The sequence below is a fragment of the Solibacillus silvestris genome (genome assembly GCF_051967575.1).
Classification (GTDB): domain Bacteria; phylum Bacillota; class Bacilli; order Bacillales_A; family Planococcaceae; genus Solibacillus; species Solibacillus silvestris_B.
The window spans coordinates 24303-44935 of record NZ_JBQCJW010000029.1 but is presented as its reverse complement, the minus strand read 5'-3'; the positions used below and the strand labels follow the sequence as shown (position 1 = coordinate 44935).

Annotated in this window: 20 protein-coding genes; 8 read left to right on the top strand and 12 right to left on the bottom strand. The window is 39.3% G+C overall.

Features of this window, described 5'->3' with window-relative positions:
• Positions 1-249: 249 nt before the first annotated feature.
• The 7 genes from ACTHOQ_RS15095 to ACTHOQ_RS15065 are packed head-to-tail and all read right to left on the bottom strand — an operon-like array spanning position 250 to position 6062.
• Positions 250-663, bottom strand: coding sequence for a Na+/H+ antiporter subunit G (locus ACTHOQ_RS15095; RefSeq protein ID WP_440496978.1), 414 nt, complete (start codon positions 661-663; stop codon positions 250-252).
• On the bottom strand, positions 641-925 hold the full coding sequence (locus ACTHOQ_RS15090; RefSeq protein ID WP_440496977.1) for a Na(+)/H(+) antiporter subunit F1: 285 nt from the start codon (positions 923-925) through the stop codon (positions 641-643). The genes ACTHOQ_RS15095 and ACTHOQ_RS15090 overlap by 23 nt, the downstream gene beginning before the upstream one ends.
• Positions 922-1404, bottom strand: coding sequence for a Na+/H+ antiporter subunit E (locus tag ACTHOQ_RS15085; protein WP_440496976.1), 483 nt, complete (start codon positions 1402-1404; stop codon positions 922-924). The genes ACTHOQ_RS15090 and ACTHOQ_RS15085 overlap by 4 nt, the downstream gene beginning before the upstream one ends.
• A 14-nt stretch (positions 1405-1418) precedes the next feature.
• Positions 1419-2903 (bottom strand): Na+/H+ antiporter subunit D, encoded by a 1485-nt coding sequence (locus tag ACTHOQ_RS15080; RefSeq protein ID WP_440496975.1) that lies wholly within the window; start codon positions 2901-2903, stop codon positions 1419-1421.
• Entirely contained in the window at positions 2896-3234 is a 339-nt protein-coding gene (locus ACTHOQ_RS15075; RefSeq protein ID WP_440496974.1) for a Na(+)/H(+) antiporter subunit C, read from the bottom strand. The genes ACTHOQ_RS15080 and ACTHOQ_RS15075 overlap by 8 nt, the downstream gene beginning before the upstream one ends.
• A 1-nt stretch (position 3235) precedes the next feature.
• Positions 3236-3658, bottom strand: a complete 423-nt coding sequence (locus ACTHOQ_RS15070) for a Na(+)/H(+) antiporter subunit B (protein WP_440496973.1) — start codon at positions 3656-3658, stop codon at positions 3236-3238.
• Positions 3645-6062, bottom strand: a complete 2418-nt coding sequence (locus ACTHOQ_RS15065) for a Na+/H+ antiporter subunit A (RefSeq protein ID WP_440496972.1) — start codon at positions 6060-6062, stop codon at positions 3645-3647. Before ACTHOQ_RS15065 ends, ACTHOQ_RS15070 begins: the two co-directional genes overlap by 14 nt.
• A 332-nt stretch (positions 6063-6394) precedes the next feature.
• On the opposite strand from ACTHOQ_RS15065, the gene ACTHOQ_RS15060 reads away from it, so the two are divergent.
• The 5 genes from ACTHOQ_RS15060 (at position 6395) to ACTHOQ_RS15040 (ending at position 10850) form a co-directional block, all read left to right on the top strand.
• Positions 6395-7081, top strand: a complete 687-nt coding sequence (locus ACTHOQ_RS15060; protein ID WP_440496971.1) for a histidine kinase — start codon at positions 6395-6397, stop codon at positions 7079-7081.
• Between the two features lie 72 nt (positions 7082-7153).
• Entirely contained in the window at positions 7154-7864 is a 711-nt protein-coding gene (locus ACTHOQ_RS15055; RefSeq protein WP_440496970.1) for a FadR/GntR family transcriptional regulator, read from the top strand.
• Between the two features lie 118 nt (positions 7865-7982).
• On the top strand, positions 7983-8699 hold the full coding sequence (locus ACTHOQ_RS15050) for a (Fe-S)-binding protein (RefSeq protein WP_440496969.1): 717 nt from the start codon (positions 7983-7985) through the stop codon (positions 8697-8699).
• Between the two features lie 46 nt (positions 8700-8745).
• Positions 8746-10173: a LutB/LldF family L-lactate oxidation iron-sulfur protein gene (locus tag ACTHOQ_RS15045; RefSeq protein WP_440496968.1), complete on the top strand. Its 1428-nt coding sequence runs from the start codon at positions 8746-8748 to the stop codon at positions 10171-10173.
• Positions 10170-10850, top strand: a complete 681-nt coding sequence (locus ACTHOQ_RS15040; RefSeq protein WP_440496967.1) for a LutC/YkgG family protein — start codon at positions 10170-10172, stop codon at positions 10848-10850. Before ACTHOQ_RS15045 ends, ACTHOQ_RS15040 begins: the two co-directional genes overlap by 4 nt.
• Positions 10851-10882: 32 nt before the next feature.
• On the opposite strand, the gene ACTHOQ_RS15035 is transcribed toward ACTHOQ_RS15040, so the two are convergent.
• From ACTHOQ_RS15035 to ACTHOQ_RS15015, 5 genes are all read right to left on the bottom strand, one after another.
• Positions 10883-11755 (bottom strand): AraC family transcriptional regulator, encoded by an 873-nt coding sequence (locus ACTHOQ_RS15035; protein ID WP_440496966.1) that lies wholly within the window; start codon positions 11753-11755, stop codon positions 10883-10885.
• Positions 11756-11816: 61 nt separating this feature from the next.
• On the bottom strand, positions 11817-12872 hold the full coding sequence (gene rhaS, locus ACTHOQ_RS15030) for a rhamnose ABC transporter substrate-binding protein (RefSeq protein WP_440496965.1): 1056 nt from the start codon (positions 12870-12872) through the stop codon (positions 11817-11819).
• A 67-nt stretch (positions 12873-12939) separates the two neighbouring features.
• Positions 12940-13959, bottom strand: coding sequence for an ABC transporter permease (locus ACTHOQ_RS15025; protein ID WP_440496964.1), 1020 nt, complete (start codon positions 13957-13959; stop codon positions 12940-12942).
• Entirely contained in the window at positions 13959-14987 is a 1029-nt protein-coding gene (locus tag ACTHOQ_RS15020) for an ABC transporter permease (RefSeq protein WP_440496963.1), read from the bottom strand. Before ACTHOQ_RS15020 ends, ACTHOQ_RS15025 begins: the two co-directional genes overlap by 1 nt.
• 40 nt (positions 14988-15027) lie before the next feature.
• Positions 15028-16521, bottom strand: a complete 1494-nt coding sequence (locus tag ACTHOQ_RS15015; protein WP_440496962.1) for a sugar ABC transporter ATP-binding protein — start codon at positions 16519-16521, stop codon at positions 15028-15030.
• Positions 16522-16761: 240 nt separating this feature from the next.
• Here ACTHOQ_RS15015 and ACTHOQ_RS15010 point away from each other — a divergent pair, with 240 nt between their 5' ends.
• From ACTHOQ_RS15010 to rhaM, 3 genes are read left to right on the top strand one after another with little or no spacing between them, the layout of a single operon-like run.
• Positions 16762-18831 carry a bifunctional aldolase/short-chain dehydrogenase gene (locus ACTHOQ_RS15010; RefSeq protein ID WP_440496961.1) on the top strand — a complete coding sequence of 690 codons (2070 nt, stop codon included), beginning with the start codon at positions 16762-16764 and terminating at the stop codon, positions 18829-18831.
• Between the two features lie 21 nt (positions 18832-18852).
• Positions 18853-20316, top strand: a complete 1464-nt coding sequence (gene rhaB / locus ACTHOQ_RS15005; RefSeq protein ID WP_440496960.1) for a rhamnulokinase — start codon at positions 18853-18855, stop codon at positions 20314-20316.
• The gene (gene rhaM, locus ACTHOQ_RS15000; protein ID WP_440496959.1) at positions 20313-20633 is read left to right on the top strand and encodes an L-rhamnose mutarotase; all 321 of its coding nucleotides are present in this window, start codon (positions 20313-20315) and stop codon (positions 20631-20633) included. The genes rhaB and rhaM overlap by 4 nt, the downstream gene beginning before the upstream one ends.

Here is a 20633-nt window from a genome sequence, read left to right as displayed (position 1 = left end):
AAAAAGAGAGTACAGGAACGAATTTTCGTTCCTGTACTCTCTCACTTGTGCCTAAGGGACTTTTTCAGTGCCCTCGATTTTCAGTGCCCTTCTTTTGCGTGGTGGGGCCTAATGGTGCGAGGAGTTGACGCGTTTTGCCTGGACGAGGACAACACTTTTTTATGAAGTTATCTACATTGCCAAAATCTATAGTTTCCTTCAAAACAAAAAAACATTTCAAAAGCGACATATATCACTTTTAAAATGCTTTTATCCTTGTTCTTTCATTTCCTTCAGCGTTGCCTCTACTTCTGCTTTCACCTGCAAATTTTCTTCACTGAAAAGAATCTCGTTCAATGCATCATCTCCAGACCCTTCTCCTAAAGGTACACGTGAACGATACGCAGCGCGACATACTAAATGCCCTGAAACAGGTGCCGTAATAAATACAAAAATAATGCCTAAAATTAAGCGAATACTCACATAGCCATCATGTATCCAAAAGTAAACAAACCCGCCGAATAAACAGAGCAAAACCGAGAGTGTCGCACTTTTTGTTGCAGCGTGTGAGCGCGTATATACATCCGGTAAACGAATCATTCCGAATGCGCTAATAACACTCACAATTGCACCCAATAAAATAAACAGTGCCGCCATTAACTCAATCAGCTGATTTACGCTCAACGATGACACCTCTTTCTATATATTTCGAGAATGCAATCGTTCCGATAAACGCCAAAATCCCCAAAATTAAAATAGCCTCTAAAAATGCTTTTGTTTTTAATACGATGGACACGATGGCAATCGCGGAAATTAAATTCACGCCGATCGTATCGAGTGCGATTGCTCGATCAGGCAGCGATGGCCCTTTAATAACGCGGTAAAGGGTAAGGGCAATCGCCACCATAAATAAAACAAGCGCCGCCTTTAAAATCGTATCGATCATTGTGTCACCTCCAAAATGGCATGTTCAAACTTTCCGATTGAACGTAGTACCGTTTCCTTCGATTCCTCTATATCCATTGCATGAATATAAAACGTACTGCCATCTTCCGAAACTTCCATTACAACAGATCCCGGCGTCAATGTTAATAACAGCGCCAATGTTGTAATTTGGTAATCCCCTTTTAGTTTTGTTTCATATGTGAAAATACCCGGTGTAATTTTCAACTGCGGGTCCAATATTTGCTTCAGCACAGAAACACTTGATAAAAGCAGCTCTTGAATAAATAAAAGGATGAGCTTAATAATCTTTAATACACGGCGCAAATAAAACTGTGTCCCGAAAAATCGATGCATTGCATATAAAATCAATGTGCCGACTAAAAAGCCTGACATGAATGTCGTAAAATCGGCATTTGGATCATCCTTTAATAAAAACCATAGCGCCGCGATAAACAAGTTAATAATAAATTGGCCTAACATGTGCCCACCCTCCTTTATCTATTCGTATTTAAAACCGCTTCAATGTACACGGAAGGATTCGATAATGTATACGCTGCATCCTGTACATAGGCAGCCAATCCCTCGGCGCCAACTCCTAAACCTACTATACAAGCCGCCAATAATATAAATGACACCATCGCTCCAAGCGGAATCGGTTTTTTGTCCTCTTCATTAATGGATGTTTCCCCAAAAAACGATGCTAGGAAAATGCGGAGCAATGAATAGAGGACAATTATACTCGAACCAAACGCCAGCGCTAATAGGATGTATGCCTCTGTTTCAATGGCCCCTTGACCTATGAGCACTTTTCCGATGAAGCCGCTTAATGGCGGTATACCGACAAGTGCACACATCGTAATGAAGTACAGCCATCCAAATAGCGGGTAAATCCGAATTAAACCATTCATATTTTTCACGACAACTTCGCCAGTCACGAGCACCATCGTTCCAATAAGTAAAAACAGCAATGCCTTTGCAAGCATATCATGCATTAAATAATAAACTGCGCCCGCCATCGATTGTTCTGTGCCGACTGCAAGTGCTATTAATATAAATCCGACACTTATAATGACGTTATATGTAGCAATCGTCCTGACATCCCGGCCCGATAATGCCCCCATACATCCAGCAATAATCGTTAGCCCTGCCATTACACCGATGACTGTGTGCGTTACTTCCGGCTGCAGTGGGAACATGAGCGTAAATGTACGGAATAATGCATACATGCCGACTTTTGTTAACAATGCAGCAAATAATGCTTGCACAGCTGTCGGTGGCACACTGTAGGAACCCGGCAGCCAGAAAAACAGCAGCAACCCGGCTTTTAAAGCAAAAACAATCAGAAAAATAAGCGCTACAACTGTTAGCAATGGATCTTGTCCCGCCTCTGCCACGCGCTGTGCAATATGCGCGATATTAAGCGTCTTCAATGTTCCGTACAAGTAAGCAAGCGCCACCAGAAATATCCATGATGCCACAACATTAATTAATACATACTTGATGGACTCGCGCAGCTGAACCTTTTCCCCGCCTAAAGCGACAAGCACATATGACGCAAGGAGCATTACTTCAAAACATACAAATAAGTTGAAAATATCGCCAGTTAAAAACGAGCCATTTACCCCGGCAATCAAAAACAATACAAATGGATAAAAATACATTTTTTCATGGCGCTCTCCAATCGTTGAAAACGCATAAATTAAACAAATTGCCGTGACAATACTTGCCGTCAATACAAGCAGCACAGAAAAGGAATCCGCTACAAATAAAATACCGAACGGCGGCAGCCATCCACTGAAGTCGAGGCGCATAATCCCTTCCGTTTGAATGAGCTGCAATAATACAACAGAAACCCCCGCAACAAAAATCATCGTAATTAAACTTACAATCCGCTGTAGTTTAATATTGTTATTTAAAAATACTAATAATGCGGCCGTAATTATCGGCACAATTAATGGTAATACAATAATATTATTCATCTGATGACCCTCCAAGCTCCCCTAGATCATCGGTTCCATTCGTTAAATACATACGATAGGCAAGCACGAGCAAAAATGCAGTGACTGCAAAGCTAATTACAATCGCCGTTAAAATTAACGCCTGTGGCAATGCATCGGTAAACGGAGCTGCCGCTTGACCCAATAATGGCACACTTCCTTTTTTCAAGCCCCCTACCGTCAACAACAACAAGTGAACGGCATGCGATAAAATGGCAGTCCCGACAATAACACGTATAACACTACGAGAGAGGATTAAATATGTAGCGACTGCCACCAGTATGCCGACAAGCACAATCATTAACGATTCCATACTATTCATCCTCACTTATATTCAAAATAATCGTTACAAGTGTGCCAATAACGGTCAGCGCAACACCTGCTTCAAAAATCGTAACGGTCGACAAATGCTTTTCTCCTATAAGCGGGAGATCGTAGTAGCCATCCGTCTGTGTTAAAAAGGGCACATCAAAGAAAATCGAAGCTATGGCCGAGCCTGTTGCAAGCAATACACCCAATGCCGCTACCTTTTTGAAATCAAACGGCATCCCTTTATGCACTTTTTCGATGTCATATGTTAAATATAAAAGAACAATCCCCGAGCCGAGCACTAACCCGCCGATGAATCCGCCACCCGGAGCATTATGTCCTGCAAAAAATAAATACATACCAAGCGTAAAGACAATGAACACAACGCCACGTACGACTGATTTCAAAATAACATCATTTATTTTCAACGTCTGCATCCTCCTTTTTCGCCTTTAGCTTAATGAGTGTGTAGACGCCAAGTCCCGCTATAAATAGCACAACGACTTCCAGCATCGTATCAAATGCACGGAAATCCCCTAAAATCGTATTGACGATGTTTTTTCCGCCCGCCAAATTGTACGCGTCCTCAAAGTATTTAGAAATTGGCTCGAAATGGTCATAATTCATCACCGCTAAACCAATGAAAGTTACTGTGGCACCGACCGCCACGGAAATCGTAACCTTCGCAAATCGCCAACTATTCGATATTTGCTCTGTTTTAAGTTTCGGCAAGTACTTAAATGACAGTAAAAAAAGTGCAGTCGTAACAGATTCCACGACTAACTGCGTGAGCGCTAAATCCGGCGCTCTAAATACGACAAAGAAAAATGCCACTGAGTAACCGAGCACCCCGTTCAACAGCACAACTGTAATACGCTGCTTGGCAAAAATTATCGCCACCGCCGCAGCAATCATTACAAACACTAAAATCAATTCATAAGGCTCGATAACCGAATCGTTTGAAGGATTCCAGCTAAATGCATCTGCATAAATCATATATCCCGATAAAAGAGCTACGAAAAACGCATAAATATAAACGAAGTAATATGTTAAATTGCCGTTCATATAACGGCTTGTTACACGTCCTGATATGCTCTCACTTGAATTAATGACACGCTCGTACATCGCATTCAGCGTATAGCTTGGCGGGAACAGCTGATACATCGGACGCCATTTTTTTAATGTGCGGTATAGGAAAACCCCCACAACAATGACACCAATCGTCATAATGAGCTCCGTATTAACATACCCGTGCCATGCCGCAATATGGGGCGTCATTTCCTCTGCCGACGGAAACATCGGATAGATGCTGGCCATCGCCGGCCTTAAAATATAATCCCCTAAAACATTAGGAAAAATAAAAATCCCAACGACGAACGCAATTAAAATATACGGTGAAACCAACATACCGATTGGCGCTTCATGAGGTGGTTTTTCTAAACGATCGGGCTGAATTTTACCGAAGAATGTACGCATGACGATAATGACGCAGTAAATGAATGTAAAAATGCTCGCCACCCATGCAATAATCGGGAATATTACCCCAACGCTATTAAGAGAGAAAATATCAAGCTGTGTAATTTTCAAAGTTGCCGCAAAAAACATTTCTTTACTCAGGAAACCATTGAATGGCGGTAAACCTGCCATTGAAGCACTCCCGATTACAGCAATCGTAAATGTAAATGGCATAAGCGACATTAATCCGCCTAGACGGCGAATATCCCGTGTCCCTACTTCATGGTCGACAATACCAACCATCATGAAGAGCGCACCTTTGAATGTCGAATGATTGATTAAATGGAATAATGCCGCAAAAGTCGCCTGTGTATAAACGACGGATTCCGCTGAATAGCCTGAATGCAGTGCTGCAGAGCCAAGCCCAAATAAAGACATAATCAAACCGAGTTGGCTAATCGTGGAGTAGGCAAGCAGTGCCTTTAAATCGAACTGGCGCACCGCATTGAACGAGCCCCAGAACAATGTGAGAAGACCTACCCCACTCACTGCCCAAAACCAAACTTCATGTCCTCCGAAAATGGGTGTCGTTCGCGCAACTAAATAAATGCCTGCCTTTACCATCGTGGCTGAATGCAAGTATGCAGAAACAGGCGTCGGGGCTTCCATCGCATCAGGCAGCCAAATATGAAACGGGAATTGCGCAGACTTCGTAAACGCGCCTAAAAGCACTAAACACAACGCTGGCACAAAATAAACACTGGACTGCACGACATCTAAATTTGCGACAATTTCGCGTATACTAAACGTGCCGGATGCAACATATAACATTAAAAAACCAGCAAGCATCGCAACACCGCCAGTTACGGTAATGGTCATTGCTTTTCGCGCACCTGCACGTGATGCTTTACGGTGATGCCAAAATGCGATTAACAGGAATGACGAAACACTCGTCAGCTCCCAAAACACATAAAGCACCATTAAGTTATCTGAAAAGACGACGCCTAGCATAGCGCCCATGAATAGTAATAAATAACAATAGAAATGGTGTAACGATTCTTTCGTTGACAAATAGAAAATTGAATACAGTATTACTAAACTGCCCACGCCGGTAATGAGCAAACTAAAAATCATGCTCAAGCCGTCCAAATAAGTAGTTATATTAATACCGAAAGAGGGGATCCACTCAAATGTCCTGACGAATACTTCGCCATCTGCGACCCGAGGGATATATGTAGCTAAAAGCGAAAATAAAGCAACAGGCACTGCTAAAACAAACCATCCTAGATGAATGTTTTTAAGTCGCCTGTATATAAACGGGATCAATGCTGCCACGATGAACGGAAGCATTATTGAAAACGCGACAATCAAAAGCATAAACCTCCTACAAAAATAAAGTAAAAACGCTATGTATCGTGATGATTAGCAATCACACTTGACTATCCATATAACTCACTTCATAATAGTGTGGCATATAGAGAATATATTTTCCAACAAGTAAAATTCATTAAAATGAAAAGTATATGCACGTAGAAAATATTACGTAAAATTTACTAAATATAAATAAACAACACAGTAATAAGTATACAATAATAATATGCTCAATGCACTGTAATAGCCTTCGTTTTATCTCAATTATGCTTTATTTCTCAAAATATATTCACATACGATACATTATTATAGGATAAGAAAAAGAGGTGCGAACTAAAATGAAACATGTTAAAGGCCGATTGGATGAAAGTATTTTAGTTTGTGTATATTATGGACAAAATGGCGAGCGATTAATTCGACGCGGACACAAGCTAGCAACATTACTCGACTGCCCATTATATGTGTTGACGGTTGATTCAAAGCCCCTTGATGCCTTTGATGCCGAAAAATCCGGGTATATCGAGCAGTGGAAGCAATTAACAGATGAATTAGAAGTCGAGCAGTTTATCATTAAAGATAATGAAAGACGCCCGATTTTTAAAGTGATTACAGAAGTTGCCATGAACTTTAATATAACGCAAATCATCGTAGGTCAAAGTGCTCAAAGCCGTTGGGAGGAAATTACGAAGGGCTCGTTTTTAAACGTGCTTTTAAAGGAAATCCCGTTCGTTGATTTTCATATTGTATCGGTTAAGCGCCCTTCCGAAGATGAATTGATCGATATATACGAAAAGGGTGTGCGCGCTTATTTAATCGAGGAAAACGGCCATTACAAAGTCGCTTTTACTTGTCCGAAAATCGTGGCCCTCGAAGGCATTTTCTTTAAGGAAATCGGCACGGATTTCGACAATGGAATTTTTAAATTCAATTATAATGGCAAAATACTAGAAGCGGATGTAACAGAAGGACTAGTGAACAACCCTGAAGTCATCCCAAAAGATTGCTTCCCTTCGATTAACCCTTAATGCAAAAGCTGTTTCCAACTTACTGGAGCAGCTTTTTTTCGAACAAATTAAATACGGAAAGGATCTTGAAATATGAAATACGGAAATCCAAAACCAAAACCAAAAAAATTATATGAACAAATTGCCTCCATTATTGAACAAAGTATAATTAATGGGGAGATTTCACCTGGCGAGAAACTGGAGTCAGTTGAACAGCTGGCAAAAAATTTCGAAGTTGGGCGCTCTGCTATCCGTGAAGCTTTAACAGCTCTTCAAGCTCGTGGCATCGTCGAAATTCGCCAAGGGGAAGGAACCTATATCCGCCAAGTTACAGCAGAAGATATTACATTGAACATCCCAAACTATGCAACCTTTTCCCGGCAGGATTTACTGCAAATTTTTGAAGTGCGGAAAGTTTTGGAGCTCGGCTTAATCGAAAATGCCGCAAAACGCAGAACGGTTCAGCAGCTTCAGCAATTAAAAGAAGCGCTCAACAAAATGAATGACGCTTTAATCGATGCACAAACAAGCAGTGACGCCGATATGAAGTTTCATACAATTATTGCTGAAGCAGCAGACAATCCTTTACTTGTTTCGATGCTGCAAAGTGTTTCAAAGCCCATCGCCCGGCAAATTCAGCATACACGCACTATTTTATCGAGCACAAATCCAAATGCATTGTACAATTTACATGAAGAACATACAGCCATCTACAATGCTTTAGTGAACGGAGATTATGAGCAGGCAAAACAAGCAATGGCAAAGCATCTTGAAACAGTGGAATCCCTGCTTTTCGCGGATTAAAGGACTCATAGCTCCCTTATTCTTTTACAACATTTATTCCCTTAGTCATCAGATGACCTGTTGACTAAGTTATCAGAAAGTTGTAAATTTAAATCAAATGGGGAAATGGGGGATTAGTATGAATGTTTCATTATTCGCTACATGCTTAGTTGATATGTTTCAAAGCAGTGTCGGTAAAAATACGGTTGAGCTATTAGAACATTTAGGATGCAAGGTGGATTTTCCAAAAGGCCAAACATGCTGTGGCCAACCTGCTTATAATAGCGGCTATGTTAAAGCCTCCAAAGATACGATGAAAAACACAATCCAAGTATTTGAAGATGCTGAAGTTATCGTCTGTCCATCCGGCTCCTGTGCTTATATGCTAAAAGAATATGTGCATATTTTCGAAGATGAGCCGATTTGGCAAGAACGGGCACAAAAAATCGCAAACAAAACATACGAGCTCACACAATTTATTGTCGATGTGCTCGGTGTCGAGGATGTTGGGGCAAAATTAACCGGGACCGCTACATACCATCCTTCATGCCATATGACACGCTTATTGAAAGTACAGCAGGCGCCAATGACATTATTAAAAAATATACGAGGCCTTGAAGTGATTGAAATGCCGTTAAAAGAAAACTGCTGCGGCTTTGGCGGAACGTTCTCCGTGAAAATGGGGAGAATTTCAGAACAAATGGTAGATGAAAAGGTCGCTTCTATTCAACAAACCGGCGTCCATTATTTAATTGGCGCAGATGCGGGCTGCCTGATGAATATCGGCGGACGAATAGAAAGGAAAAATATTGAAGTCAAAACGATGCATATAGCCGAAATATTGAATAGTCGTTAACATTCTATTCACCCTCTACTATTTTAATTGCAAAGGAGTGTTCCAAATGGCAATGAAAATCAGTCAGCAAAAATTTAATGAACGCCTATCAGCAAACTTGAAAAACGATTTTATGCGCGGTGCTGTTTCTGCTGCCCAGCACCGCTTTCAAACAAGGCGCAGCGTTGCAATCGAATCTTTGGATTGGGAAGCTTGGCGCAATCATGGCGAGGAAATCCGACAGCATGTACTGGAAAATCTCGATTACTATTTATATGAATTAAGCACAAATGTAGAAGAACGCGGCGGGCATGTTTTTTTCGCGCAAACCGCCCAAGAAGCGAATGAATACATCTCAAACATTGCACAGCAAAAAAATGCCAAAAAAATAGTGAAGGCAAAATCAATGGTAACGGAAGAAATCAACTTAAATTCGCATTTGGAACAATTGGGCTGCGAAGTGATTGAAACAGATCTGGGAGAATATATTCTGCAGCTTGACGACCATAATCCGCCTTCTCATATCGTCACACCTGCACTGCATAAAAATAAGGAACAGATCCGGGAAGTATTTGCCGAAAAAATCGGCTATACGGCCACATCAAAACCTGAAGAGCTGGCATTGCATGCGCGTCAAGTTTTGCGCGAGCATTATTTAACCGCCGATATTGGCATTACAGGCTGCAATTTTGCTGTTGCAGAAACAGGTTCCGTCTGTTTAGTGACAAACGAAGGAAATGCAGACCTTGTAACAGCCTTGCCGAAAACGCAAATTTCCGTAATGGGCATGGAACGCCTAGTGCCCACATTCGAGGAAATGGAAGTGCTCGTCGGGATGCTCACTCGCAGCGCGGTTGGTCAAAAGCTGACAAGCTATATTACGGTGTTAACGGGTATAAAAGAAGCGCTCGAAGTCGATGGTCCCGAAGAATTTCATTTAGTTATTGTTGATAATGGGCGCTCTTCCATTTTAGGCGGCGAATTCCAATCGATTTTACAATGCATTCGCTGTGCGGCATGTATTAACACATGTCCTGTTTATCGCCATGTCGGCGGACATACGTACGGTTCCATTTATTCAGGTCCTATCGGCGCCGTCTTATCCCCATTATTAGGCGGCTATGATGACTATAAGGAATTGCCTTACGCCTCCACTTTATGTGGCGCGTGCACCGATGTATGCCCGGTGAAAATACCATTGCACCAATTGCTTCATACGCACCGGGAAGTGATCGTTGAGCGGGAAGGCCGTGCACCAATTAGCGAAAGTCTGTTAATGCAAGCATTTGGAATGGGAACCTCTTCCCAATCGATTTACAAATTCGGTTCAAAAATGGCTTCAACCGTTATGAAGCCCTTCACGAAGGATGAAAAGATTACAAACGGTCCTGGTCCGCTTAAAAATTGGACTGCATACCGTGATTTCCCGTCCGTGCAAAAAGAACGATTCCGTGATTGGTTCGAGCAGCATAACAAAGGAGGCGAATCTAAATGATCCAAAACCGCGAACGTTTTTTACAGACAGTCGCCACTCGTCTCGGCAGGTCTGCCCCTTCTTTGGCTAAGCCTGAGCGAAACTGGAAGCATCTCCCGCAACACAAAGTATTAAAGGATGCTTCGATTGATGAGCTTATAGAAGTTTTCACCGAACAATGCTTAAACATCCACACTACAGTGAAACAGTGCACACAAACGCAATTGCCTGTAATAATGAATGAAACAATCGCAAACTATGGCGGCGGGCATGTTATTTACAGCGACGATTCCCGCTTTCAAGCATTGAATGTTTTACCGGTATTCGAAAAGTATGAAAGTCTAAAGTGGCAGCCATTAGAAGGTAAACAAAATATCGACTTTGCCGAACAGGCGAACGTCGGCATCGTTATTAGCGATATTACATTAGCTGAATCCGGAACGATTATGCTTCAAGCGTCACCTGAAGTTGGCCGGGCAATTTCCTTTTTGCCTGAAAATTCGATTGCCATTATACCGAAAAGCAGCATTGTTCCCCGCATGACTCAAGCTGCGCAATATTTGCGAAAACAGTCACATGTCTCTTCATGCATTAACTTCATTACAGGACCTAGCAACTCAGCGGATATCGAAATGAACTTAGTTGTCGGGGTGCATGGACCGGTGAGAATGACTTATATTTTGGTGGAGGATTACTAGAAGGTGAACTTCGGAAAAAAATCCGAAGTTCTTTATATTTTCATATAATGATTGAAACGAAATTGAACAGGCGTCAAACCGCCAAAATTGCGTTTGAATATATTGATAAAATGACTGACATTAGGAATACCAATTTTTCGAGCAACTTCATTGATTGGTAAATCTGTTCGAATTAATAATTTCTGTGCTTCTTGTAAGCGCAATTTTGTTAAATATTGATGTGGCGTCATATTTAAATATTTTTTAAAACACTTATTTATCATATATTTGCTTATATTTAATTTTTGCTCGATATCCTCTAACGTTATAATTTGCGATATGTTTTCTTCATATAACATTAAAACTTCTATTAGAAAATCCGGCGCTTCCATCTGAAAAGAAAGAAATTGTATTTGAGCTAATAAAAATTCACTCAACATACTGTTTAATAGGACATGGTGATGTATTTCTTTTACAAATGCACTCATTTTTTCCTCTTCCGAATTTATTAATTCAATCATTTTCTCTTCAAAAAATGCATCATTTCGTTTAATTACAATACCTTGCTTTCTAAACAGGCTATCAAAAGAAATCATCGGTAAACCATTCAAATGCACCCAGTAAAAAGACCAATCTTCACTATATTCGCTCCAATACTTATGATATTTCCTGCAATCAATTAAAAATGTGTCCCCTTCCTCCAGAATATATCGCTTATTTTCATATAATAGATTTCCTTTACCTTTTACTGTCGTAACGAATAAATAGGCATCTTTAAAATAACGTTCCGTACTGTAGGGAGCATAGGTGTGGAAATAGCCCATTTCCTCTGCAAAAAGCAGTTTCGAACGTGTATATGGATGCGGTTTGCAAACTATGAAATGAGAGTCTTTTGCCCAAGAACGGTTAATTTGGTCTTTTTCCACCTATTTTCTCACTCCTAAAAAAGATGAAGTGCCAATAAACACTTCATCTCTCGCTTATTTACTAATAGACGTCTTTCCACTCACCAATATTGCTTGCATCAAATTTGAATGGATCACCTAACATTACTTGTGTGCCATCACCATCTTCTACAACATCGATTTCACCTAAATCACCTAAGCTAAACTTTTCACCAATTTCCCCTGTCTTTCCGTTTACTAGTTCACTTGCTGCATAAGCTGCTCCATATCCAACATCAATTGGATTCCATAAATACATCCATGGTGATATACCACTTTCGATATAGCTCGCCATTTCGCTCGGTAAACCTAATCCTGTTAATTTCACTTTATCTTTTAGACCTTTGTCTGTTAACACTTTCCCTGCTGCTGCAATTCCTACAGTTGTTGGAGCAATAATTGCTTTTAAATTTGGATATGATTTTAATAACGCCTCTGTTTCTGAAACGCTCTTATCACGCAAGTCATCTCCATAAGCAACTTTCACCAATTTAATGTTGGCATACTTCGAATCTTCTAGCTCTTTCTTCATCCATTCAATCCATAAATTTTGGTTTGATGCTTGAGACGTTGCGCTTAACACCGCTATTTCGCCCTCTCCATCAATCATTTCCGATACCGCTTCGATTTGAATTCGACCAATACGCTCCGGATTGGCTTGATTTACGTGTAACATACGGCTATTTGCATTAACACTTGAATCGACAGAAAGCACTTGAATACCTTTATCCATTGCCTTCTTTAGTACAGGTTGCAATGCATCAAAATCATTGGCAGCGATCGCAATTGCAGCTACATTTTGAGTAATTAATTGCTCAATAATCTGAATTTGCCCTTCAGCGGTTGGTTGGTCTGGCGCTCGTAAAATAGCCTCGCCGCCAAACTCTTCTACAGCCTTCTTAAATCCTTCATTCATTTTCTCCCCATATGGATTTCCTGTATTTTTAAAAATAAAAGCATACTTCGGCTTCTCCCCACTATCGCCTGCAGTATTAGAGTTTGTGCTTGTGGATGAAGAAGCATCATCAACAGTACTGCAAGCAACTAACAAGACGGAAAACAATGCAACGAAAAGAAATAAGCTCCATAACTTTTTCATAAAACTGCCCCCTTATTGAAAATTTATTTTAATTCGGAATCTGTGACGATTCTTCAATAAAACCACATTAAGTTTTTTTGGAAAAAAGTGCTGCTAAAGAGATTTTTGAAATTGAAACAGATAACAACAATAGAACACCAATCACTATGAGCAATGTTTGGGCAGGAATATTAATTAAACCTAATCCATACTGTAAATAACCAATAATGAAAATGGCAATGATTGTTCCCGCGATACGACCTTTACCACCCGCCGTACTTATTCCTCCTAATGCAGCCATTGCAATAACTTCTAATTCATAGCCTGTCGCAACATTCGGACGTGTGCTTCCCATTCTTGACGCTAAAAATATTGCAGTTACTGCTGCCATTAAGCCTGCTAATGTAAAAACGATGACACGGATTTTATCTACACTTACCCCTGCAAATCGGCTTGCTGTTGGATTACTGCCCATTGCGTAAATATTTCTGCCGAATGTCGTTTTATGAAGTAGTAGCATGAAAACAATTGCAACCGTTATAAAAATAATAAGGATAAAGGGGATTCCCCCAATATAACCCCACCCTAAAAAATTGAACCATTCCGGAAAATTGCCAGAAGATTGATCTTCAAGGAGAATATAAGCAATTCCTCTAAATAAAATCATTGTTCCTAATGTCACAATAACAGCCGAGAGCTCTTTAAATTTTACAATCAGCAGCCCATTAATTAGACCGCATGTTGCCCCTACCGCCAAACAGACAACTATTGCAATTTCCATTGGAACGCCATATGAATTGTATAAAGTAGCCATAACTACTGATGAAAGTGCCACTGTTGAGCCAACCGATATATCAATATCTCGTAATATCATAATTAAGGCCATTGGAAATACGATAAATGCCTTATCTAAAAACGTCATCGGTGCATCCAATAAAATATTTTTATTAAAAAAGTATGGTGAAAGACTAGAATTCACGATAAAGACGGCAATCAAAATAATAATAAGCAGCCATTCCCATTGAAGAAAGAAAGATTTTAAGGAAAAGGGTTTGCTATTGCTTAGTTGCCGTTGAATATATTGTGTTTTATTCGTATTTTGTTCCATTAAATTTTCCTCCTCAATAAGTTGTTGCGATCTACTTTACGTTTTACTAATGTGTTTAAAATTACGGCAAATAAAATAATGGCGCCTTGAATACCTGTTTGCCAAAATGGTGAAACATTTAATAGAGGTAAAGCATTTTGTAAAATACCTAATAATAATGCCCCTAAAAATACACCTGAAACTTTACCTGCACCACCTGCAATGCTAACTCCCCCTAAAATACATGCAGCAATGACGGTTAATTCATAGCCTGACGCTGTATCCCCTTGAGCCGAAGCAAATTTTGATACCCATAAAACACCGCTTAAACCCGCTAAGCCGCCCATCGTACCATAAACAAACAATAATACTTTATTTTGATTTATACCGCTGACTGCTGCCGAATCAGGATTACTACCAACAGCATAAACTTGGCGACCAATAATTGTGTGGTTAACAATGTAGTAAAAAACAACGTAAATAATAATGGCTATTACGATAAGATTATTGATGCCTAAAATATTGCCTGTCGCAATCTTCAAAAATCCCTCCGACATTTGGTAGGAGCTGACCCATTCCCCGTTACTTATTTTATAGGTCACACCGCGGAAAATATTCATAAGAGCCAGTGTTGCTATAATAGGCAGAATCCCAATTTTTGAAATTAAAAAACCATTAGTCAAACCACAAATGACCCCAATAACAATACCTAACAAAATAACAAGAATCGGGTTAGAACTATAGCTGCTAACGACCTGAGCGCAAATCATCCCCGAAAGTCCAATAATGGCCCCTATTGATAAATCAATCCCACGTGTTATCAATACAAGCATCATGCCGACTGCCAATATGCTCATGATTGCTGTATTTTTCACCATATCATTAATATTTTCCACTGATAAAAAGCTGCTGTTACGACTTTGGATGACAACACAAAGAATAATGATGAAGGCAACTAATCCGAGTTCCCTAAAGCGAAAAAAAAGTGCAAAAAACTTACTTTCGCTTTGTTCATTCATCGATTCCACTTCTAACGTTTGATTTGTCATTTCCCCCACTCCCTTATCCGCAAAATCAAATGCTCAATTTTTATGCTGTACTCATGGCTGCTTCAAGAATCTTCTCTTGCGTCGCTTCCTCAATTGCAAGCGTTTTCACGATACGCCCCTCTTTCATTACGACAACGCGATCGCTCAACCCTAAAATTTCAGGCATTTCCGAGGAAACTAAGATAATTGCATAGCCTTTTTTCGCTAAATCATTAATAATTTCATAGATTGCTGATTTTGCACCAACATCAACACCCTTTGTTGGTTCATCTAAAATAATAATATCCACATCAGAAGTAAGTAATTTTGCTACTGCTACCTTCTGCTGATTCCCGCCTGATAAAGAACTTACTAAATCAAATATAGAATTTGCCTTTACATTTACTTTTTCTGCAAGTTCTTTACTCACTGCCGCTTCTTTCTTCAGTTTAATCCAACCATTACTGCTGTATTTTTTCATCGCCGGCAGTGTAATATTCCGTCCAATATCCCATGATAAAATAAGCCCTTGTAGCTGACGATCTTCAGCTAAATAACCAATCCCTAAATTCATTGCATCTTTCGGCTTCTTAATTTCTACCTTCTTGCCATTTAAAATAATGGCGCCAGTATCGCTAGGGGCAATACCGAAAATCGCTTGGCATACTTCAGTTCTTCCTGCACCTACTAGCCCCGTTAATCCAAGAATTTCACCTCTGCGCACATCGAAGGAAACATCCGCGAAATATCCTGTCTTCCCTAAACCTTCCACCCGTAGTACCGTATCGCCGATTTCATTATGTTTATTTGGAAACACTTGCGATATTTGTCGTCCTACCATTTGAACAATTAAATCCTCATTTGAAATTTCGTCGATCTTCCAGCTTCCCATATACTTCGAATCTCTTAAAACTGTTACTTGTGTCGCTAGACGGTACATGTCTTCAAAACGATGTGAAATAAAAATAATGGATGCCCCATTATCCCGTAGTGTTTCTGCAATTTTATAAAGTTCCTCACTTTCTCTTGCCGTTAATGCAGCGGTTGGTTCATCCATAATAATAATTTCTGCATTTGTGGAAATGGCTTTAGCAATTTCCACAATTTGCTGTTGTGCCACACTTAATGCTCCCATTTGCATTGTAGGATCAATATTAGAGCCAAGCTGCTTTAAAATTGCCCTTGCCTCATTGTGCATCTCTTTCCAAAGAAGTCTCTTCATTCTAGGACTAACTTTCTCATGCCCCATAAAAATATTCTCCGTTACAGATAAATCCGGATAATTCGTAACATGCTGATAAATTGCTGCAATCCCGTACGCCTGAGCCTCTCTTGGATTTTTAAAGCTTACTTTTTCCCCATTGATATACATCTCGCCAGCGTTTGGTTCATGAACACCTGTAATGATTTTGATAAATGTTGATTTTCCGGCGCCGTTTTCTCCCATTAATGCGTGAATTTCACCTTTTTTTAAGGTGAAATTTACATCTGTAAGCGCTTTTACTCCGGAAAACTCTTTTATTATATTTTTTAGCTCTAATACATACTCGGACATATAAACAGCCCCTTTGTTGTTTTTTCATGCGAATTATTATTTTCAAATAAAAATACACAAAAACAAAGCTTATTCCACATTTAATTTTGTATTTGTTTTACATCTTAAAGTAATTTTATTCTCTTTTCAATCACTTTCTTCTAAAAAATCTGAATTTTATAAAAATATATACAAAGATAAGCAAACATGTTTATAATAAAAATCAAAGATAAACAAAGATTTTGATGGAGGGATAAATTTATGCCAAAAAATAATTGGAATACAAATGATGCTCAAACATTTTCGACAGACGTGGATTTGTTAGCATACCGTTCAAATTTAATTGGATCGGACCGCACTGTGTGTAATTGGGGTGGTGGTAATACTTCTGCAAAAGGTCATATGAAGAATTTTAAAGGTGAGTTAGTAGAAGTTTTATGGGTGAAAGGAAGCGGCTCAGATCTAGCGACGATTCAACCACAGCAATTTACCGCACTTAATTTAGAGGATATTCGCCCACTCTTTTCCCGAGAACAAATGTCCGACGAGGAAATGGTTGCTTATTTAGGGCACTGCATGATTGATTCTTCTCAGCCCCGCGCCTCTATCGAAACGTTATTACATGCATTTTTGCCTTTTAAACATGTAGATCATACACACCCAGATGCCATTATAAGCATTTGCTGTGCACATAACGGCAGAGAGATCGCTCAAGAGATTTTTGGAGACCGTTTTGTTTGGGTGCCTTATATTCGCCCTGGTTTTACCCTCTCCAAAATGATTGCTGAAGCCGTTCTTCAAAACCCGAACGCTGAATTAGTCTTAATGGAAAAGCATGGACTTGTTACATGGGGAGATACGGCAGAGGAAAGCTACGCTAAAACAATTGCAATAATTCAAGAAGCAGAAAGTTTTATTCATTCAAAAATGAATAAAGCTGCATTATTTGGCGGCACAAAACATAGCGACTTGGAAGAGTCCTCACGAAATAAAGTATTAAAGGAAATTTTGCCTGTTATCCGCGGCGCTGTCAGTGAATCACAGAAAGCAATTCTATCAATAGACACTTCCGAAAGCATTTTACAATTTGTGAATAGCAAAGAAGCACACCAGCTTTCATCAATTGGCGCAGCATGCCCAGATCATCTCGTTCATACAAAGATGAAACCGCTTTATATTGAATTTGACCATACATTACAAACAATTGATGAATTAAAAACAAATATTAAGCAGCAAATCGCTAATTATAAAGAGGAATACAAAAGCTACTTTAAACTTTATAAATCCGAAAACGATAAAATGTTCGACCCTTCACCGCGTGTCATTTTAATTTCAGGAATTGGGATGATTAACACAGGGAAATCTTATTCAATGGCACAAGTTAGCGGAGCTTTATATAACCGCGCGATTGAAGTGATGAAAGGTGCGACTACATTAGGGAATTTCGTTTCTTTAAACGAGGAAGAATCTTTCCTTATTGAATATTGGCCCTTGGAACTTTATAAACTATCTTTAGCTCCGCCAGAAAAAGAGTTCTCTCGACATATCGTATTTATTACAGGGGGAGCGGGAGGAATTGGAAGTACTACTGCAGAACATTTTGTAGCACAGGGTGCCCATGTCGTTTTAGCAGACATTAATGAAGAAGGCGCACAAAAAGTGGCAGATAAGTTAAATCAACTCTCTAAATCTTCTGTTGCTTCTGCAATAAAAATGGATGTAACGAGTGAAGAACAAGTAACAAATGCAATCGGACATACTGTATTAACTTATGGTGGCATTGATGTTGTCGTCAATAATGCCGGGTTAGCCACTTCAGCCCCATTTGAGGAAACATCTTTGCAAGAATGGGAATTAAATATGAACGTATTAGGAACTGGTTATTTTTTAGTTGCTCGTGAGGCATTTAAAACGATGCTAACACAAAATATGGGTGGAAATATGGTATTTGTTGGTTCGAAAAATTCAATTTATGCCGGGAAAAATGCTGCTGCCTACAGCGCTGTAAAAGCTTTGGAAATTCACTTAGCAAAATGCATCGCTACAGAAGGTGGCCAGCATAATATTCGCGTTAATTCGGTATTACCGGATGCAGTTTTGCAAGGTTCTGCTATTTGGGGATCAAAATGGAGAGAAGAACGGGCTGCCGCTTACAACATTGAACCAGATCAATTAGAAGAACATTATCGTCAGCGTACAACATTGCTTGTAAATATTTTTCCTTCCGATATTGCTGAAGCGATTTTATTTTTCGCCTCTTCCAAATCAAGTAAAACTACAGGCTGTATGTTAACCGTTGATGGCGGTGTTCCAGCTGCTTTTGCACGATAACTTAAGCAAGGAGTGAATTGTATGCATCACCTAGCAATCGACATAGGCGCTTCAAGCGGCAGAATTGTTCATGGGAAAATTAATGGAAACCAACTCGTTCTCCAAGAAATTCACCGTTTTCCTAATCAGTTTAAACAAAAAAACGGCCATAGCTTTTGGGATATTGATTATCTTTTTAATGAAATTTTAATAGGGTTGCAAATAGCTAAAAAACAAGGAATTTCCTCTTGTACACTTGGGATTGATACATGGGCTGTAGATTATGTTCTCCTCGATGAGTACGAAAAAAGATTGCAGGAAGTATACTCTTATCGCGACGAACGAACAAACTATACGATGGAAAAGGTTTTTAAAAAGATTAATAGAGAAACTATTTATAAAAAGACGGGCATACAATTTTTATCATTCAACACACTCTTTCAATTATTTGAAGAAAATTCTTCCGTACTTCAACAAGCAAAGACAATTTTTCTTGTTCCGGATTATTTGAACTTTTTACTAACAGGCATACAAACATTCGAAATTACAAATGCTTCTACAACCCAATTATTAAATATTCATTCCCGTCAGCTTGATCCAGATTTACTGCAATTACTGGGATTGTCAGCGTGGCAATTTCCTAAATTAATAGAACCAGGAGAAAAGATAGGGAGGATTCAAAAAACGCTTCAGCTTCAATATGATCTTCCAGAGGCAACAGTTATTTCCGTTGCCTCACATGATACAGCTTCAGCAGTGCTTGGTACACCTGCTTCTACTGAAAACTGGGCATATTTAAGTTCCGGAACTTGGTCATTAGTAGGAATTGAAAGAGGAGAACCTATTATAACAGCACAAACTTTAAATGAAAACTACACGAATGAATATGGAGCCTTTTCAACGTATCGTTTTTTAAAAAATATTATGGGCTTATGGGTTATTCAAGAAGTTCAACGCTTACTGCCAGAAAAATATAGCTTTGCTCAATTAGTCGAGCTTGCAAAAGAAGTGCAGGATCCACAAGCTTATATTAATTTAAATGAAAGCCGGTTTTTGAATCCGGAAAATATGATTGAAGAAATTCAACATTATTGTCAAGAAACAAATCAAGTCGCCCCTCAAACACCGGGTGAATTAGCTGCTTGTATTTTCCAAAACCTCGCAGTATTAATTGCATTTCACTTAGAACATATAGAACAAACAAGTAATGCAATAATAGATCATCTCCATATCGTGGGCGGTGGTTCGAATAATGATTATTTAAATGGGCTGATTGCAAAATACAGTCAAAAGACGATTTATGCCGGGCCTTCAGAAGCAACTGCTATCGGAAATATATTAATACAGCTAATCTCCAATCAATCCATTTGCAATATCCGGGAAGGTAGAGCTGTCATTCACAACTCATTTCCTATTAAGCAGTTTTCCCCTGCCGTATTTAATAAAGCACAATTATTTGAGACATTTTTTGAGAAAACCTTATTAAAAAGTGAGGAATCAACATGAAAAAGGCATTTTCCATGCAAGTATACAAACAGCATTATGAAGAATATAAAAAACGACATGATGAGCTTTGGCCACAATTAAAAGAAGCGATTTTTTCACATGGCGCGCTTTCCTATTCTATTTTTTTATTAGAAGAAACTGGTCAGCTTTTCGGTTATCTCGAATTAAGCGAGGAGCATAGTTGGGATGCCCTTTCACAAACTGAAATTTGCCAAAAATGGTGGGCTTATATGGAACCTTTAATGGAAACGAATCCTAATAATAGTCCAGTTTCAATTGATTTAAAATGTGTTTTTAATATCGAAAAAGAGGTGTAA

Coding starts and splice junctions, on each gene's coding strand:
- ACTHOQ_RS15090 (WP_440496977.1), bottom strand. CDS start 925: ATGATCGATACGATTTTAAAGGCGGCGCTTGTTTTATTTATGGTGGCG.
- ACTHOQ_RS15085 (WP_440496976.1), bottom strand. CDS start 1,404: ATGTTAGGCCAATTTATTATTAACTTGTTTATCGCGGCGCTATGGTTT.
- ACTHOQ_RS15080 (WP_440496975.1), bottom strand. CDS start 2,903: ATGAATAATATTATTGTATTACCATTAATTGTGCCGATAATTACGGCC.
- ACTHOQ_RS15075 (WP_440496974.1), bottom strand. CDS start 3,234: ATGGAATCGTTAATGATTGTGCTTGTCGGCATACTGGTGGCAGTCGCT.
- ACTHOQ_RS15065 (WP_440496972.1), bottom strand. CDS start 6,062: ATGCTTTTGATTGTCGCGTTTTCAATAATGCTTCCGTTCATCGTGGCA.
- ACTHOQ_RS15060 (WP_440496971.1), top strand. CDS start 6,395: ATGAAACATGTTAAAGGCCGATTGGATGAAAGTATTTTAGTTTGTGTA.
- ACTHOQ_RS15055 (WP_440496970.1), top strand. CDS start 7,154: ATGAAATACGGAAATCCAAAACCAAAACCAAAAAAATTATATGAACAA.
- ACTHOQ_RS15050 (WP_440496969.1), top strand. CDS start 7,983: ATGAATGTTTCATTATTCGCTACATGCTTAGTTGATATGTTTCAAAGC.
- ACTHOQ_RS15045 (WP_440496968.1), top strand. CDS start 8,746: ATGGCAATGAAAATCAGTCAGCAAAAATTTAATGAACGCCTATCAGCA.
- ACTHOQ_RS15040 (WP_440496967.1), top strand. CDS start 10,170: ATGATCCAAAACCGCGAACGTTTTTTACAGACAGTCGCCACTCGTCTC.
- rhaS (WP_440496965.1), bottom strand. CDS start 12,872: ATGAAAAAGTTATGGAGCTTATTTCTTTTCGTTGCATTGTTTTCCGTC.
- ACTHOQ_RS15025 (WP_440496964.1), bottom strand. CDS start 13,959: ATGGAACAAAATACGAATAAAACACAATATATTCAACGGCAACTAAGC.
- ACTHOQ_RS15020 (WP_440496963.1), bottom strand. CDS start 14,987: ATGACAAATCAAACGTTAGAAGTGGAATCGATGAATGAACAAAGCGAA.
- ACTHOQ_RS15015 (WP_440496962.1), bottom strand. CDS start 16,521: ATGTCCGAGTATGTATTAGAGCTAAAAAATATAATAAAAGAGTTTTCC.
- ACTHOQ_RS15010 (WP_440496961.1), top strand. CDS start 16,762: ATGCCAAAAAATAATTGGAATACAAATGATGCTCAAACATTTTCGACA.
- rhaB (WP_440496960.1), top strand. CDS start 18,853: ATGCATCACCTAGCAATCGACATAGGCGCTTCAAGCGGCAGAATTGTT.
- rhaM (WP_440496959.1), top strand. CDS start 20,313: ATGAAAAAGGCATTTTCCATGCAAGTATACAAACAGCATTATGAAGAA.